This window comes from Streptomyces sp. NPDC005393, assembly GCF_040606675.1.
In the GTDB taxonomy this organism is placed as follows: Bacteria; Actinomycetota; Actinomycetes; order Streptomycetales; family Streptomycetaceae; genus Streptomyces.
Map to the genome: position 1 here is coordinate 1 of NZ_JBEXFG010000010.1, position 14,016 is coordinate 14,016.

14 protein-coding genes and 2 pseudogenes are annotated in these 14,016 nt (G+C 71.4%); 5 read left to right on the plus strand and 11 right to left on the minus strand.

Annotated elements, in window-relative coordinates; genetic code table 11:
• A pseudogene (locus ABZS71_RS11660) lies at positions 1-94 on the plus strand (tRNA-dihydrouridine synthase); the annotation flags it as partial.
• A gap of 38 nt (positions 95-132) precedes the next feature.
• Here the strand turns inward: ABZS71_RS11660 and gndA are convergent.
• The 6 genes from gndA to ABZS71_RS11690 form a co-directional block, all read right to left on the minus strand.
• Positions 133-1,569, minus strand: coding sequence for an NADP-dependent phosphogluconate dehydrogenase (gene gndA, locus ABZS71_RS11665; protein ID WP_355844019.1), 1,437 nt, complete (start codon positions 1,567-1,569; stop codon positions 133-135).
• Positions 1,570-1,836: 267 nt separating this feature from the next.
• Entirely contained in the window at positions 1,837-2,322 is a 486-nt protein-coding gene (locus tag ABZS71_RS11670) for a hypothetical protein (RefSeq protein ID WP_355844015.1), read from the minus strand.
• Between the two features lie 132 nt (positions 2,323-2,454).
• Positions 2,455-3,021 carry a DoxX family protein gene (locus ABZS71_RS11675; protein WP_355844012.1) on the minus strand — a complete coding sequence of 189 codons (567 nt, stop codon included), beginning with the start codon at positions 3,019-3,021 and terminating at the stop codon, positions 2,455-2,457.
• Between the two features lie 145 nt (positions 3,022-3,166).
• Positions 3,167-3,421, minus strand: a complete 255-nt coding sequence (locus tag ABZS71_RS11680) for a hypothetical protein (protein ID WP_355844009.1) — start codon at positions 3,419-3,421, stop codon at positions 3,167-3,169.
• A gap of 54 nt (positions 3,422-3,475) precedes the next feature.
• Positions 3,476-3,685: a hypothetical protein gene (locus tag ABZS71_RS11685; protein ID WP_355844006.1), complete on the minus strand. Its 210-nt coding sequence runs from the start codon at positions 3,683-3,685 to the stop codon at positions 3,476-3,478.
• Positions 3,686-3,737: 52 nt separating this feature from the next.
• Positions 3,738-4,244, minus strand: coding sequence for a metallophosphoesterase (locus tag ABZS71_RS11690; RefSeq protein WP_355844003.1), 507 nt, complete (start codon positions 4,242-4,244; stop codon positions 3,738-3,740).
• Between the two features lie 54 nt (positions 4,245-4,298).
• Between ABZS71_RS11690 and ABZS71_RS11695 the strand changes: the two genes are divergently transcribed.
• Both ABZS71_RS11695 and ABZS71_RS11700 read left to right on the plus strand, forming a co-directional pair.
• Positions 4,299-4,766: a nuclear transport factor 2 family protein gene (locus ABZS71_RS11695; RefSeq protein ID WP_355844000.1), complete on the plus strand. Its 468-nt coding sequence runs from the start codon at positions 4,299-4,301 to the stop codon at positions 4,764-4,766.
• 310 nt (positions 4,767-5,076) lie between these two features.
• Complete coding sequence (locus ABZS71_RS11700) at positions 5,077-5,619, plus strand: tyrosine-type recombinase/integrase (RefSeq protein WP_355843997.1); 543 nt, start codon at positions 5,077-5,079, stop codon at positions 5,617-5,619.
• Between the two features lie 64 nt (positions 5,620-5,683).
• On the opposite strand, the gene ABZS71_RS11705 is transcribed toward ABZS71_RS11700, so the two are convergent.
• From ABZS71_RS11705 to ABZS71_RS11725, 5 genes are all read right to left on the minus strand, one after another.
• Positions 5,684-9,178 (minus strand): phosphodiester glycosidase family protein, encoded by a 3,495-nt coding sequence (locus ABZS71_RS11705; RefSeq protein ID WP_356209277.1) that lies wholly within the window; start codon positions 9,176-9,178, stop codon positions 5,684-5,686.
• Positions 9,179-9,334: 156 nt separating this feature from the next.
• Positions 9,335-9,757 (minus strand): YchJ family metal-binding protein, encoded by a 423-nt coding sequence (locus ABZS71_RS11710; RefSeq protein WP_355843994.1) that lies wholly within the window; start codon positions 9,755-9,757, stop codon positions 9,335-9,337.
• A gap of 159 nt (positions 9,758-9,916) precedes the next feature.
• Positions 9,917-10,426, minus strand: coding sequence for a DinB family protein (locus ABZS71_RS11715; RefSeq protein WP_356209046.1), 510 nt, complete (start codon positions 10,424-10,426; stop codon positions 9,917-9,919).
• 42 nt (positions 10,427-10,468) lie between these two features.
• Positions 10,469-10,816, minus strand: coding sequence for a VOC family protein (locus tag ABZS71_RS11720; protein ID WP_356209049.1), 348 nt, complete (start codon positions 10,814-10,816; stop codon positions 10,469-10,471).
• A 15-nt stretch (positions 10,817-10,831) separates the two neighbouring features.
• On the minus strand, positions 10,832-11,200 hold the full coding sequence (locus ABZS71_RS11725; RefSeq protein ID WP_356209052.1) for a MerR family transcriptional regulator: 369 nt from the start codon (positions 11,198-11,200) through the stop codon (positions 10,832-10,834).
• Positions 11,201-11,286: 86 nt separating this feature from the next.
• On the opposite strand from ABZS71_RS11725, the pseudogene ABZS71_RS11730 reads away from it, so the two are divergent.
• Positions 11,287-11,460 (plus strand): annotated as a pseudogene (locus ABZS71_RS11730) (MFS transporter); the annotation flags it as partial.
• Between the two features lie 388 nt (positions 11,461-11,848).
• Complete coding sequence (locus ABZS71_RS11735; protein ID WP_356209054.1) at positions 11,849-14,011, plus strand: sulfatase; 2,163 nt, start codon at positions 11,849-11,851, stop codon at positions 14,009-14,011.
• Positions 14,012-14,016: the final 5 nt, after the last annotated feature.

Below are 14,016 nucleotides of genomic sequence, written 5' to 3' on the forward strand. Positions count from 1 at the left end.
TCACATCACCTATCTGGACGCCGGCCGGATCGCCGCCGAGGAGGGCGTGACCGCGATCGCACTGCACGGGCGCACGGCGGCCCAGCACTACGGCGCCCGCCCGGAGACGGGCGGGTGCACGTCCGGCGTGGCTCAGGCGGGCCGCTCGCTGCGGTCGCCGCCCCAGAGCGTGTGGAACGACCCCTCGCGGTCGACGCGCCGGTAGGTGTGCGCGCCGAAGAAGTCCCGCTGCCCCTGAATGAGCGCTGCGGGCAGCCGCTCGGAGCGCAGCGCGTCGTAGTACGCCAGCGCCGCCGAGAAGCCCGGGGCCGGCACACCCAGCTCGGCCGACGTGGCCACCACCCGCCGCCAGGAATCCTGCGCCGCGCCCAGGGCCACGGCGAAGTAGTCGGCGGTCAGCAGCGTCACGGGCTTGCGCTCCTGCGCGTACGCCTCGGTGATCCGGTTCAGGAACCGGGCGCGGATGATGCATCCGCCGCGCCAGATCCTCGCGACCGCGCCCGGGTCGATGTTCCAGTCGTACTCCTGGCTGCCCGCCTGGATCTGGTGGATGCCCTGCGCGTACGCCACGATCTTCGACGCGTACAGCGCCTGCTCCACATCGTCGGCGAACCGCTTCGCGTCCGCGCCCGTCAGCGCCTTCCCCGACGGCCCCGGCAGCCCCTGGGAGGCGTTCCGCAGATCCGCGTGGCCCGACAGCGAACGGGCGAACACCGCCTCGGCGATACCGCTCACCGGTACGCCCAGGTCCAGCGCGGTCTGGACGGTCCAGCGGCCGGTGCCCTTCTGCTCGGCCTGGTCGAGCACCACATCCACGAAGGGCTTGCCGGTCGCGGCGTCGGTGTGCCCCAGCACCTCCGCGGTGATCTCGATCAGATAGGACTCCAGCCGGCCGCGGTTCCAGGTGCGGAACACCTCGGCGATCTCGCCCGGCGCCAGCCCCAGCCCCCGCCGCAGCAGGTCGTAGGACTCCGCGATGAGCTGCATATCCGCGTACTCGATGCCGTTGTGCACCATCTTCACGAAGTGGCCGGAGCCGTCCGGGCCGATATGGGTGCAGCACGGGGTGCCGTCCACCTTGGCGGCGATGTCCTCCAGCAGCGGGCCCAGCGACTCGTACGACTCCTTGGAACCGCCCGGCATGATGCTCGGGCCGTGGAGCGCGCCCTCCTCACCGCCGGAGATCCCGGTGCCCACGAAGTGCAGCCCGCGCTCGCGCAGCGCGGCCTCCCGGCGCCGGGTGTCCTCGAAATGCGCGTTGCCACCGTCGACGATCATGTCGCCCGGCTCCAGCAGCGGGGCGAACTCGTCGATCACCGCATCGGTGGGCGCCCCCGCCTTGACCATCATCACCAGGCGGCGCGGACGCTCCAGCGAGGCCACGAACTGTTCGGGCGTCTCGGCGGGCACGAAGTGGCCCTCGTGACCGAACTCCTCCACGAGGGCCTTCGTGCGCCCGTACGTCCGGTTGTGCACGGCCACGGTGTGGCCGTGCCGGGCGAAGTTACGGGCCAGATTGCTGCCCATCACCGCCAGTCCGGTCACACCGATGCGAGCCTGCTCCGCCATGGTTGCCCACTCCTGCCTGTCGGTCGTCGTCAATGCCAGGACTGCCGGATCACCGGAAACGTGATCGTAACGGGCGCCGGTTCCTGTCGTGGTGCTGTGCGTGGTGCTGTCGGTCAACTCGGTATGCGCTGTGCGCTCGGCCTCTCGGGTACCCCGCCCGGCCGGGGCTCACGACCCGGATGCGGTGCGGGGTCGGTGCCGCGCGTACGAGGGTGGCGTCCCGGCCCGGACGGCACCCTCGTACGCGCGGCTGTCCCGTCGGCTCTCCTATCTCGGCATCTCCGCCGCCGTGCCGTTGACGGTGCCCGTGGCCCTGGTGGGGCGCTCCAGGATTCCCCGGGTGTCGGCGGGGGGTGGTTCGGAGGCGGTGGTGTGCTGCGGCGCCGAGGGCTCGGCGGAGCCGTTGGCGGTGCCGCCCGGCGGATGCGACGAGCCGTTGATCTTCTCGATCGCCTGCCGGGCCTGCTCACCGGGGGAGCGGGCCGCGAGCGGCGGCGGCGTGTGCGGGGCGGTCGCCGCGGGCTGGCTCCGCTCCTGCATGGGCTTGGCGTGGGCGCCGACGGCATGGGCCTGGGTGCGCAGCCGATGGCTGACCGCCTCGTCGAGGCTCACCGGCCGCTGCAACTGAGCCGCCAGCCGGCCGGCTTCCTGACCCAGCGCGGCGACGACGTCCCAGGGCAGATGGAGCACCAGACGGACTTCGGCATCGCCGTCCGGGAGCGCTTGGATGGGAGGGGTGAACCGATCGTTCATGTACGGGTCCTCCGGTCTCGGGGGTCGGCCCGTGCGGGACGACACGCGTCCGACTGCCAGGACGCACAGAGCCATACGGAGGACCGGTCCGTCGCGTTCACCCGTTACCACAAGGACTGACGCGGCTCCGCGTCAGGTCTTGCTGAGCAGGATCGTCACCGTGGCCAGGATGGCTGCGAGTACCAGCGCCGCGATGCCGTAGACCAGCCGCTGCGACCGCACGCCCGGAAGCAGTGCGTCGAGGGCGATCCGGCCCGATCCGGACAGCGCGAGTCCGGCCGCGCAGACGCCGATGAGCATCGGAAACTCAAAGCCGCCGAACCAGCCGAGCGGCCAGGCGGCGGCCACCGCGTTGGCCATCGTGCCCGCGACGGCGGCGCCGGCGAGCGGTGTGATCAGTCCCGCGGCGAGTGCGAGGCCGCCAAAGGTCTCGGCCAGCCCCGCGATCACGGCCATCGCCTTGGGGGCGGGGTATCCGAACTGGGCGAACGCCAGGGCCGTCTTGTTGATCCCCAGCCCGCCCCACCAGCCGAACAAATGCTGCGCGCCGCGCGCGGCGACGGTCAGCCCGACGGCGAGTCGTATGAGCAGCAGACCGGCGTCGTGGGCGGTGAACACGGCAGCCGAGGTTCTGGGCGAGGCCGGGGCCGAGGGGTATTCGTCCGGTGCGGAGGCGTTCTGGTGGTGGGATGCAGACATGGCGCCCTCGTCATGGTCGGGCTCGGCGTGACCGTCGAGCCGGATATCCGATATGCACCTTAAGTGTGTTTATTCCACCCGAATGGCGGGTTCAATCCGTATGCCACCTCCGGTCCGGTCCGGCCCGGTCCGGCGACCGGCCGCATCAGGCCACGCGCCGCCGGATGCCGAGACGCAGGGCCCCGGCCAGACGGCAGAGGCCGGCCGCCGTCAGGGCCGTGTCGGCGGCCGGGGCCGGGGCCGCGGCCGGGCCGCCGTGCGGGCCCGCGACCGGCCCCGACAGGACCACGCCCAGCGCCGCCGCGACCGTGATCGCCGTCTTGGTCACGCCGGACGCCTCGCCGGCGCGCTCGGGCCGGACGGCCCCGTGGGTGGCGATGAGCGTCAGGGCGCCCGCCACTCCGAGGGCCCGCCCCGCAGACCGCGGCGGCCGGCAGACAGGACAGCAGGGTCGTCATCGTGGCGCCGCGCACAGCCCCGCCGCGCCGGGGGCCAGGCATCCCGCCATCGCCCTGACCGCCCCCTCCGTACGGATCCGCCCGGCCACCGGCCTCGCCAGAGCCATCGCCGTGGCGGGGGGGGCGAGGAAGGCCGTCCGGGCGGCCGTCGCCGACAGCCCCCACGGGCCCTGGAGCGACAGGGGGACGACGAACAGGAAGACCACGGTCGCGGCGTTGGCCGCCGCCCCGGCGACAGCCCGGAGGAACGGCGATCGATCAGCGGCGGGGCGGCAGCCGGTGCAACTCCACGGCGGTGAGCCGCCCGTCCTCGATCGCGGCCGTCATCAACGTACAGTAGGGCTGTCTGCGCCGGTCGGTGGGGGAGCCGGGGTTGAGCAGCCGCAGCCGTCCGTCGGCCGTCGTGGAGTCCCAGGGGATATGGCTGTGGCCGAACACCAGCACATCCAGATCGGGGAACCGCTCCGCGCAGCGCCGCTCCCGCCCCTGCGCCGGCCCGGTCTCATGCACCACGCCGAGGCGCACCCCGCCCAGCTCGGCGTAGGCCACCTCCGGCAGCCGCGCCCGTAGCTCGGGCGCGTCGTTGTTGCCGTAGACGCCGATCAGCCGCCGCGACCGCGCCTCCAGGAGGTCGAGGGTGGCGGTGTCGACCCAGTCGCCCGCGTGGATGACGACATCGGCGCGCGGCAGCCGCTCGAGCAGTTCCTCGGGAAGCGCTTTGGCGCGCCGGGGCAGATGGGTGTCGGACATCAGCAGAAGACGCACGCGGTGACCGTACCGTGTGGATCACCATCGCCCCACACCGCGCAGGGAGAGACCATGGCCAAGCGCCCACCGCTTCCGCCCTTCACCCGGGAAACCGCCATCCAAAAGGTCCGCCAGGCGGAGGACGGCTGGAATTCCCGCGACCCCGAAAAGGTGGCGCTCGCCTACAGCGTGGACTCGCGCTGGCGCAACCGCTCGGAATTCCTTCAGGGCCGAACGGACATCGTCGCCTTTCTCGCCCGCAAGTGGGCGAGGGAGCTGGACTACCGGCTCATCAAGGAGCTCTGGGCATTCGAGGGCCATCGCATCGCGGTGCGCTTCGCCTATGAATGCCATGACGACTCCGGAAACTGGTTCCGTTCCTTCGGCAATGAGAACTGGCAGTTCGACGCCGACGGGCTGATGACACACCGCCATGCCTCCATCAACGACCTGCCCATCAAGGAGGCGGACCGCACATTCCACTGGCCGCTCGGGCCCCGCCCGGAGGATCACCCGGGTTTGAGCGACCTGGGATGGTGAGTTCCCCATCAAAAGGTCAATGTTGACGCGACGCGTGCCGCTACCACATCCAGGGAGCCGATCCCGTGCCGGCCCACGTGGCGAGCTCCTGCCCGTCGACACACAGGATTCCGCACTGAGCGGCGTAGTCGATGGCGGGACGTGGTCGAGGGCCGAGAGTGGTCATGGGCGGCAGTCCCTCTCACATGGCGGCATCAAGATCATTCATGCCACGTGCCCCGCCATGCCGCTTCCACACCGGACGCTCGGCGGCCACCTCCTCCAACGAGCGCCAGATGAGACGATGTCGTGGCGAAGGGTGGGTGACAGCGTGACAGCGGACGCGGTGAGCGACCGGTATCCACGGCCGCTGGTGACGGCGGAGGAGGCCGAGGGGATCTGGCGGCTGCTGTCCGTCGAGGCGCTGGAGGAGGGGGCGAAACCGGAGACCGTGCGGCTGGCCGTGGTGGTCGGCCTCGCCCGCGCCAGCGGCGCCCGGTACGGGGGTCTGCTGCGCTGCACCCTGCCGGCGCTGGATCTGGACGCCGGATGGGTGACGCTCGAACACGGCAAGCACCGCGTCCCGCGCCGACACGGTCTGGACCGGGGCGCGATCCTGGTCCTCCGCCGCTGGCTGCGGGTGCGTGAGGAGCTCTGCGCCGAGCTGGAGGGTTCGGTGCCGGACGCGCTGCTGCTGACCGTCCACCACACCCATGACAGCGGCGTGACCGTGGCCGCCGGGCTGCCCATCACCCGGCAGGGCCTGGTGCTCTCCTGGCGCCGCTTCGTCCACCGCACCAACGCCGCCCACGCCGCCCGCCGTCCCCCGCTGCCCACCCGCTTCGAACAGGTCCGCCGCGTCTGGGACGCCTGACGCCCGCCCCGGAGCGGGACGGAGGGCGGAGCGCTCGCGCGGCCCCGCCCTCGTGCCCGGTCGCCTACGCCGCGTCGGATCCCGCCGCCGCGCCGCGCGCCGTGACGGTGAAACGCGCCTGTGTGGACGCGCCGTTCACGGTCACCGCGAGGGTGGCCGTCCCCGGGCGCAGCGCGGTGAGCTTGCCGCTCACCGGGTCGAACGCCGCCATATAGCGCGGTCTGTGCCCGGCCTGGGCCGGGTCACCGATGTACAGATTCGGCGAACCGGTCCAGTCCGCGCTCACTGGGAAGCCGACCGGCACCCGGCGGGCGGCGGCCCCCTCGCCCTGGATGACGGTCGCCGTGACCCCGGAGGTCTGCCCGGCGCGCAGTTCGGCCGGGGCGGTGACCGTCAGCCCGTCCACATGCGCCCGGGTCTGCACGGACACCCAGTCCGGCCCGCCTCTCCACGGCGCGTGGCGGGCCTTTTCCTGCTCCCTCGCCGGGACATGGTCGACGCCGACCATCGACCAGCCGGTGAAGCCGCCCTGGTCGGCCGGGGTGGCCGGGTTCTTGCCCGAGTTGCCGTTGATCAGATAGGGGACGCCGTCCACACGCGAGGCATGGAAGGTGCCGACGTGGCTGCCGATGAACGCCGCACCCTTGCCCGTCGTACGGCGGAAGTCGGCGAGCCAGTCCTCCAGCAGGGCGGCCTCCTTACGGTCGCTCAGCCGGCTGCCCTGCTGCGGGGTGGGGTCGCGCGGCGGAACATGTTCGATCACCATGACCGAACCGATACCCGGGTCCGTGGCGGCCGCGTCCAGCTGCTTGCGCAACTCCTTGATCTGGTCGAAGCCGCCGCCGCGCAGTCCGAGGCTCGAGGTGTCGAGGGTGAGAAAGCGGGTGCCCCGGTGGTCGAACGTACGGTGCGCGGGCCCGAATTCGGCCGTGAAGTTGTCGATCCTGCCGCCCATCACCTCATGGTTGCCCGGCACGTAGTACCAGGGCAGGTCGTCGCCCAGCTCCTCCGTGAGCACGGTGCGGGCGAAGGAGAGGTCGGCGGGGGAGCCCTCGTCGACCAGATCCCCGTTGATCACCAGGAAGTCGGGGGTCGCCGCCTTGATCTCCCGCAGGGTGCGGCGGGCCTGGGCGACGATCGGGCTGTTCGGCTCGCGGGCCACGAACTGCGCGTCCGACATCACCGCGAACCGCCAGTCCCGCCCTTCGGTCCGCGCCGCCGTGCCGATGAGCGGATCCGGACGCACCGTCTCCGTGGGGAGATCGACGGCGGGCGGGACCTGCGCGGTGAGGTCGTCGAGCACCACGCTGCCGGTGTACTGGCGGGTGGCGGCCGTCTCGGCGAGATAGAAGCGGCTCACCTTCAGCGGATACGCGACCCCGGCCGGTACGGTGAAGTCGACATGTCGCCAGCCGGTCCAGGTCACATAAGGGCCGCGCAGCAACTGGTCCGAGCCCGCCGCGTCCTTCAGCTGCAGCGTGGGCCACGCCCCGTTCCCATCGCCCTTGATCCACAGGCCGAACGACTGCGGCTGCCCGTCCACCGCGATCTGCTGCGGCGGGGTGACATAGGCGGCGCGGGTGGCCGTGGACTGGGTGAAGTCGTACGTCAGCTTCAGCCCGGTGCCGGTGTGGCCGTCGGAGGTGGCCGCCGCCGAGCCGGAGGCGCGGGCCTGGCTGAAGGTCCACCGGTCGGCGTCGTCGAAGGACGCCTCCTGGCGCTCGGTCAGTCCGACGGTGATGGCCAGCACGGTGCTGACGCCCCCGACGGTGACCTTGACCTGCTTTGCGGCCTCGTCGCCCCGCGCGGTGACGGTGAAGTTCCCCGTCTTCGCGTCCGGGGCGATGTCGAACAGGGCGTGGTCGTAGTCGAGTCGGACATCGGACGGCTCGATGGGCGCGCTGGTGCCGTGCGCGTCCAGACCGACGATGCCGAAGCGGCCGGTGGCCTTGGCGTCGGCCAGACCGAGCAGCCGGGTGGTGGGCTGGATCCGGTCGAGTGCGTCCAGGACGGTCAGCTCAAGGGAGCCGTGGGCGGCGCCGCGCCGGGCCGAGACCGTGGTGCCGCCGCCGTGGCGTGCGGTGAAGGTGCCGTCCGCGTCGACCCGGCCGACCCCCGGATCGGCCGACCGCCAGTGCGGTGTGCCCGCGGCGGGGCCGTACGTCTCATCGTAACCGGCGGCGGTGAGACGGCGGGTGAGCCCCGGGAAGACCCGCTCGGGATGTCCGCCCCAGACGGGGTCGACGGTGGGCGCGGACCCGGCGTCGGTCGCCGTCTCCACCCAGAAGCCCTCGAGCCGGCCGCTGCCGTCGGGGGCGGTGAGGGCGAGGCCGTTGGGGACGGTGCGTTCGCTGCCGTCGGACGGGCTGTTCTCCACCCGCGCCGTATCGCTGCCGGGCGCGCGGGCGACAAGCGTGGACGAGCCGCCGCCGTCGAGGTTGAGCGCGCTGTAGGAGCCCGCGTCCTTCATCATCACGCCGAGTTCGGTGAGGGTGACCCCGCCGCTGTCGGCCTGCCGCCCGTCGACGGTGAGGATCCGCATCGTGCGGCCGTCCCGGGAGAAGCCGACGGCGGTGCGCGGGGCCGCGGTGTTGTTGCCCTCGCTCTCGTGGCCGACCGCCTTGCCGTCGACGACCAGCAGCTCCCGGCCGCCGACGGCGGTGCGCGGGATGTCGCCGCTGTCCGTCCGCGGCCGGTACTCCATCGTCACGGCGTCGCCGACGGCCAGCCGGGAGAGCGTGTCCGCCCCGGCGTCGCTACCCTCCAGCACGGTCGCCCCGGCCGGGATGGCGCCCTTGCCGGGCGCGGTGGCCGCCTGGGTGACCCTGCCGTCGACGACCGTGACCTCGGCGGTGCGCCGCGCGCCGTCCACGGTCTGGGCGCGGTCCGCCTCGCCCCACTGGGCGTTGTACGCCCCGATGCCACCGGCCGGGACGTTGGACGCGTTGAGCGCCGCGAGCGGATGCGGGCCGTCGGGGAGGGTCAGCGTGCCCTCGAAGTAGAGCTGGAGGACGCGGCCCGCCTCGGCCGGCCCCATGCCGACGGCCCGACTGGGCCCGGCCGCGGCGGCGGAGTTGACGATCCGTCCGTCGCTGATGCCGGTGCCTTCGGGGGCGCCGGTCTGGTTGATGTCGAAGAAGTCACCGTTGATCGCCGCGACCGTACGGCGCCCCGGCCCCGCGTCGTGCCCGGCGGCGAGCCGGGAGACGGCTTCGCGCTTGGCGACCTTGTCCGGGTGCAGATAGTCGACCTTCGTACCGCCGGCGAGATCCACCGACAGCGAGTCGACCCGCAGCCACTTGTCCGACTCCAGCCGGTCGTACGAGGTCAGCCGCACCCCGGGGGCGACGGGCCGCGAGGAGCGGGCGGTCTGTAACCCGTCGCCGTCGGCCACGGACAGGGGCCCGGGTGCGTGGCGGGCGGCGGGTGGTGCGATCGGCCGCAGCATCTCGGCCGAAGAGCGGGGCAGCGGTTCGGGCGCCGGGGCGGGGGTGTTGTTGGCGGTGGCCTGGCCGGCGGCGCCCAGCACAAGGGCGGACACCGCGGCCACAACCGCCATGGGTCTGGCGAACGCGACAGGAGGCACGGCAACTCCATGGGGCCATGGGACTCGCGTGGTTCACACGCACAGCGCCCCAGCATCGCGGCGGAGTTGACCGGGCACCAGAAGGCGTCGGCGACAATCATGGAGAACAAACGCCCGTTGCGGGCCGGGTCAGGGGAGGGAGTCCCCGTCCACGTACACCCACGCGCCCCCATCGCGCACAAAACGGCTGTTCTCGTGGAGCTCGCCCGTGCGGCCGCCCTCCGCGTAGTGCGCGCGGAATTCGACGGTGCCCGCCTGGTGGAACGCGGTGCCGTCCGTGCTGCCCAGGATCTCCAGCCGTACCCAGCGCAGCCCGGGGTCGAGCTCGACGCGCGGCGGCCGGGTGGTGGGGTGCCAACTGCGCAGCAGATACGCCTCGTCCCGGATGGCGAAGGCGCTGTAGCGCGAGCGCATCAGCTGTTCGGCGGTGGCCGCCTGCGCCTCACCGCGGTGCAGCCGGCCGCAGCAGGCGTCGTAGGTGGCGGGCAGCCCACAAGGGCAGGACGCCGGAGTGGGTCGGGCCGGCTGCGGGCGGCGCGTACGTCGGGACATGGCTCCATTGTGACGGGTGGGACGGGCGCGGTGGATGCGACGAGGACGTCCCGTGCGGCCGCGCCGCGAGACCGCCCGGCGCACCGCCTCCCGTGAGTACGGCTGACACGGCTGAGGGGCGGGCTCGCCGGAAAGAGGGGCGGCGGGGGGTGAGGGACGTCAGTAGTAGCCCTTTTCGCCGTCGATCAGTTCCCGGATCGCGTCCATGTGCCCGGCATGCCGAGCCGTCTCCTCGATCATATGGAGCAGGAGCCACCGCACATTGGCGGCCGCGGCGCGGAAGTCCGGGTGGCGGCCCACATCGTCCACGGAGTGGTCCGCGACGATCTCGTTGGACAGCGCGCACTGCCGGGTGTAGTCGGCGAGGAGTTGGGCGAGGGGGATGTCCTCGACCATCATGTCGGCGTCCTCGGGCCCCTCGAAATGCGGGCCCTCGGCCGGGCGGCCGAGAAGCATGATTTCGAACCACAGGTGTTCGACCCAGCGCATATGGGAGACGATGCCGGCCATGGTCATCAGGGGCGAGGCAGGGAGAAGGGCGCTGTGGGCATCCGCCTCCGACAGGCCCTCGCACTTCCACTGGATGATCGCGCGCTGCATATCGAGCCAGCCGACCAATTGAGTACGCTCATCGGCGGTGTACGGAGGGCGTATGCGGGGTGGCGTCATGGGCGGTGACGCTAGCTCAGGCAGCGGTCGGATCGCATCGGGTTATCGATGGCCCAGTACGTTGATCACGCGGCCGTTGGGATCGCGGACGAAGAAGCGGCGGACCCCCCACTCCTCGTCCTGCAGCGGATGCACGATCTCCGCGCCGCTCTCGCACATCACGGCATAGGCCGCGTCCACGTCGTCCACCTCGACGCTCATGTCGGGCGTGACCGGCGCGGTTTTGTCGCTGCTCATCAAGCTCGTCTGGGCGGTCGGGTGCGAGGGTGAGGCGAGGGTCATGATCCAACCGTGGTTCATCACCTCCTCGAAGCCCAGCAGCCCGTAGAACTCCCGGCTTTCCTCCATCGCTTCGGACCGGATGTTGGGCACGACACGGCGGATGGTCATCGAGGGCTCCTGGTGTCAGTCGTCGTTGGTGAGCACGGCGTCGAGATAGCCGGCTATGGCGTCCCGGTTGCGGGTCAGGCACCGGATGCGCTCGGTCATGCGATCACGCTCGTTCTCCAGCGTGGCGATCATCTCCGGTGGTATCGCGTCGGAGAAGTGGATGGTCCGGGGCTTGCCGAGGCACGGCAGGATCCGCTTGATGATCCGGGTCGGCAGTCCCGCGTCGAGCAGCCCCCTGATCTGGAGGACCCGGTCCACGAGCCGCTCGTCGTACGCACGGTAGCCGTTCGCACAGCGGTCGGGGATGATCAGCGCCTGCTCCTCGTAGTAGCGGAGCAGCCGGCGGGGTGTGCCGGTGCGCTCCGAGAGCTCTCCGATCCGCATGGGCTCGCCTCGTACCTTCCCGCTTGACCTTCAGAGCAATGTGATGGTTTGAGCGTACGCAGCATGCGAAACCACGAGCGGAAACTCTGCCGGCGCTCCTCGCGCCGGCCACGGCCGTCTTCATCACCAGTCTGACCGGGACGCTGCCCGCGGGTGTGCTTCCCGCGATGAGTGCCGATCTGAGGGTCGGCGAGTCCGTGATGGGGCAGTCGGTGACGATCTACGCCATCGGCACCGCGATGACGGCGATCCCGTTGTCACCGCATGAACGACTGCCCGCTGTACTGAGCGGGGAGTTTCCCGGGGAATAGGGCCAGGTGATTGAACGGAAGCCGCCGGTGCGCCGTACGGATAACGGCGGCTCCCACCTCCGGGCCGGGTCCGCCCTGCCACCACCGGGCCTCGCACGGAAGGATCTTCGGGTTGTCGCGCCACACGAGCTCTCGTCAGCTGCCGAATACGGACAAGGAAACCACCGAGGAGGGCACGCCGGAAGGGCCCTCGGACGACGGTGCCGCCGCGAGTGACGGCACCGGTGCGCGTGACGCCGCCGAGGGTGAGGCCGCCACGGGTGACGCCGTCGGGAGTGACGGTGCCGGCGTTGGTGAGGACGCCACCTCCAGTGGCGCCGCCGAGAGTGAGGCCCCCATGACTGAGGCTGCCTCAAGTGAGGCGGCCACGGGTGAGGCCACTTCGGGTGAGGCCACCGCCGGTGATGCCGCCGGGAGTGACGGTGCCGGCGTTCGTGAGGCCGCCTCGAATGAGCCGACCGAGGGTGAGGCCGAAACGGGTGAGGCCACCGCGGGAGATGCCGCCACGGGTGAGGCGACCGAGGGTGCGGCCGTCACGCGTGAGGCGGCCTCGGCTGAGGCAACTTCGGGTGACGCCGCCGCGAGTGACGGCACGGGTGAGGACGCCACCGGGGGTAAGGCAGCCTCGGGTGAGGACCCCACGGCTGAGGCCGCTACGGGTGAGGCCACCGCGGGTAAGGCTGCCTCGGGCGAGGCCGCCGCCGGTGAGGCCGCCACGGGTGATGCCACCGCCGGTGAGGTGGCCGACGGACGCCCGGACGACGATGTCGCGGTCGACATCACGGCAGCCGCCGGCGACGCCGGTGACGGGCCGGGCGAGGTCGTGGCGGGCGGCGGCTGGCGGCAGAGGTATCCGGTCGCGGCGCGGGCCGTGGCGTGGGGGACCACCGGCTTGGCCTGGGCGCTGGTGCTCTTCGCCCTTCTCATGCCGAACCAGCTCCCCGCCTTCAGGCCCGGCGAGTTCGCGCGTCTCCCGGGGGAGGCGATCTTCGGAGCCGGTCTGCTGCTCCTCCTGCCGCCGTTGGCACGGCGGGTGGCGGCGGTGCTCGCCGGAGGGTTCCTCGGCCTGCTGACCCTCCTGAACCTCCTCGACATCGGCTTCAACGAGTTCCTCGGACGCGGTTTCAACGTCGTGCTCGACTGGATACTTTTCGACGACGCCGAGTCGTACCTCGAGGACTCGATCGGCCACACGGCGGCGACCGGCGCCGTGATCGGGGTCGTGGTCCTTGTGCTCGCCGTGCTCGTCCTCATGGTGCTGGCGGTCCTCCGGCTCAGCAATGTCATGGCCCGGAACAGCGCCCTGGCGACCCGTACCACCCTGGTGCTCGGGACCGTCTGGGTCATGTTCGCGGCGCTCGGCGTGCAGGTGGCCGGGGTGCCGGTGGCTTCCAAGAGCACGGTCGCGCTCGTCAAGGACCGCGCCGAGCGGGTGCGCAAGACCCTGAAGGACGAGAAGGAGTTCGCCAAGGTGGCCGCCGTCGACGCGTACGGCGACACCCCGGGCGACCAGCTGCTGACCGGGCTGCGCGGCAAGGATGTCATCTTCACCTTCATCGAGAGCTACGGCCGCAGCGCGATCGAGGACCCGGGGATCGCACCCGGGGTCGACAAGACCCTCAAGAGCGCGACCAAGCGGCTGGGCGCGGCCGGGTACTCCGCCAAGAGCGGCTGGCTCACCTCGGCGACGTACGGCGGCAACAGCTGGCTGGGCCACTCCACCTTCCTGACCGGCCTGTGGATCGACAACCAGAACCGCTACCGCACCGTCACCGCGGGCAGTCATCTGTCCGTCACCAGCGCCTTCAAGCGCACCGGTGCCTGGCGGACGGTCGGCATCATGCCGGGCGTCCAGAAGAACTGGCCGGAGGGCAAGTTCTATGGCCTCGACCACGTCTACGACTCCCGGGAGCTCGGCTACAAGGGCCCGAAGTTCAGCTGGTCGACCATGCCCGACCAGTACGCCCTGACGGCCTTCCAACGCCTGGAGCACGGCAAGAAGCATGACAAGCCGCTGATGTCGGAGATCATCCTGACCTCCAGCCACCAGCCCTGGGCACCCATCCCCAAGACGATCCCCTGGAACAAGGTCGGGGACGGCTCGGTCTACAAGGGCATCCAGAAGGCGGGCAAGAAGCCCGCGGACGTGTTCTACGACTCCACCAAGGTGAAAACCGAGTACGGCAAGTCCATCCAGTACTCGGTGAAGAGCCTCACCGACTATGTGGTGAAGTACGGCAGCAAGAACACCGTGCTCGTCTTCCTCGGCGACCACCAGCCCCTCGCGAGGGTCAGCGGCAACCACGCCAGCCGCGACGTACCGGTCGCGATCGTCGCGCACGACAAGGCGGTGCTGGACCGGATCTCCGACTGGCACTGGCAGGACGGCCTGATGCCCGGTCCGAGCACCCCGGTCTGGAAGATGAGTTCCTTCCGCGACCGCTTCCTGACGGCCTACGGCCCGCATCCGGGGTCGAGCACCCCCGCGCCGAAGCGGTAGCTCCG

Excerpts from the sequence above, each read along its gene's own strand:
- ABZS71_RS11735 (WP_356209054.1), top strand. The coding sequence starts at position 11,849 with ATGACTGAGGCTGCCTCAAGTGAGGCGGCCACGGGTGAGGCCACTTCG.
- ABZS71_RS11715 (WP_356209046.1), bottom strand. The coding sequence starts at position 10,426 with ATGACGCCACCCCGCATACGCCCTCCGTACACCGCCGATGAGCGTACT.
- ABZS71_RS11705 (WP_356209277.1), bottom strand. The coding sequence starts at position 9,178 with ATGGCGGTTGTGGCCGCGGTGTCCGCCCTTGTGCTGGGCGCCGCCGGC.
- ABZS71_RS11710 (WP_355843994.1), bottom strand. The coding sequence starts at position 9,757 with ATGTCCCGACGTACGCGCCGCCCGCAGCCGGCCCGACCCACTCCGGCG.
- ABZS71_RS11720 (WP_356209049.1), bottom strand. The coding sequence starts at position 10,816 with ATGACCATCCGCCGTGTCGTGCCCAACATCCGGTCCGAAGCGATGGAG.
- gndA (WP_355844019.1), bottom strand. The coding sequence starts at position 1,569 with ATGGCGGAGCAGGCTCGCATCGGTGTGACCGGACTGGCGGTGATGGGC.
- ABZS71_RS11670 (WP_355844015.1), bottom strand. The coding sequence starts at position 2,322 with ATGAACGATCGGTTCACCCCTCCCATCCAAGCGCTCCCGGACGGCGAT.
- ABZS71_RS11675 (WP_355844012.1), bottom strand. The coding sequence starts at position 3,021 with ATGTCTGCATCCCACCACCAGAACGCCTCCGCACCGGACGAATACCCC.
- ABZS71_RS11695 (WP_355844000.1), top strand. The coding sequence starts at position 4,299 with ATGGCCAAGCGCCCACCGCTTCCGCCCTTCACCCGGGAAACCGCCATC.
- ABZS71_RS11725 (WP_356209052.1), bottom strand. The coding sequence starts at position 11,200 with ATGCGGATCGGAGAGCTCTCGGAGCGCACCGGCACACCCCGCCGGCTG.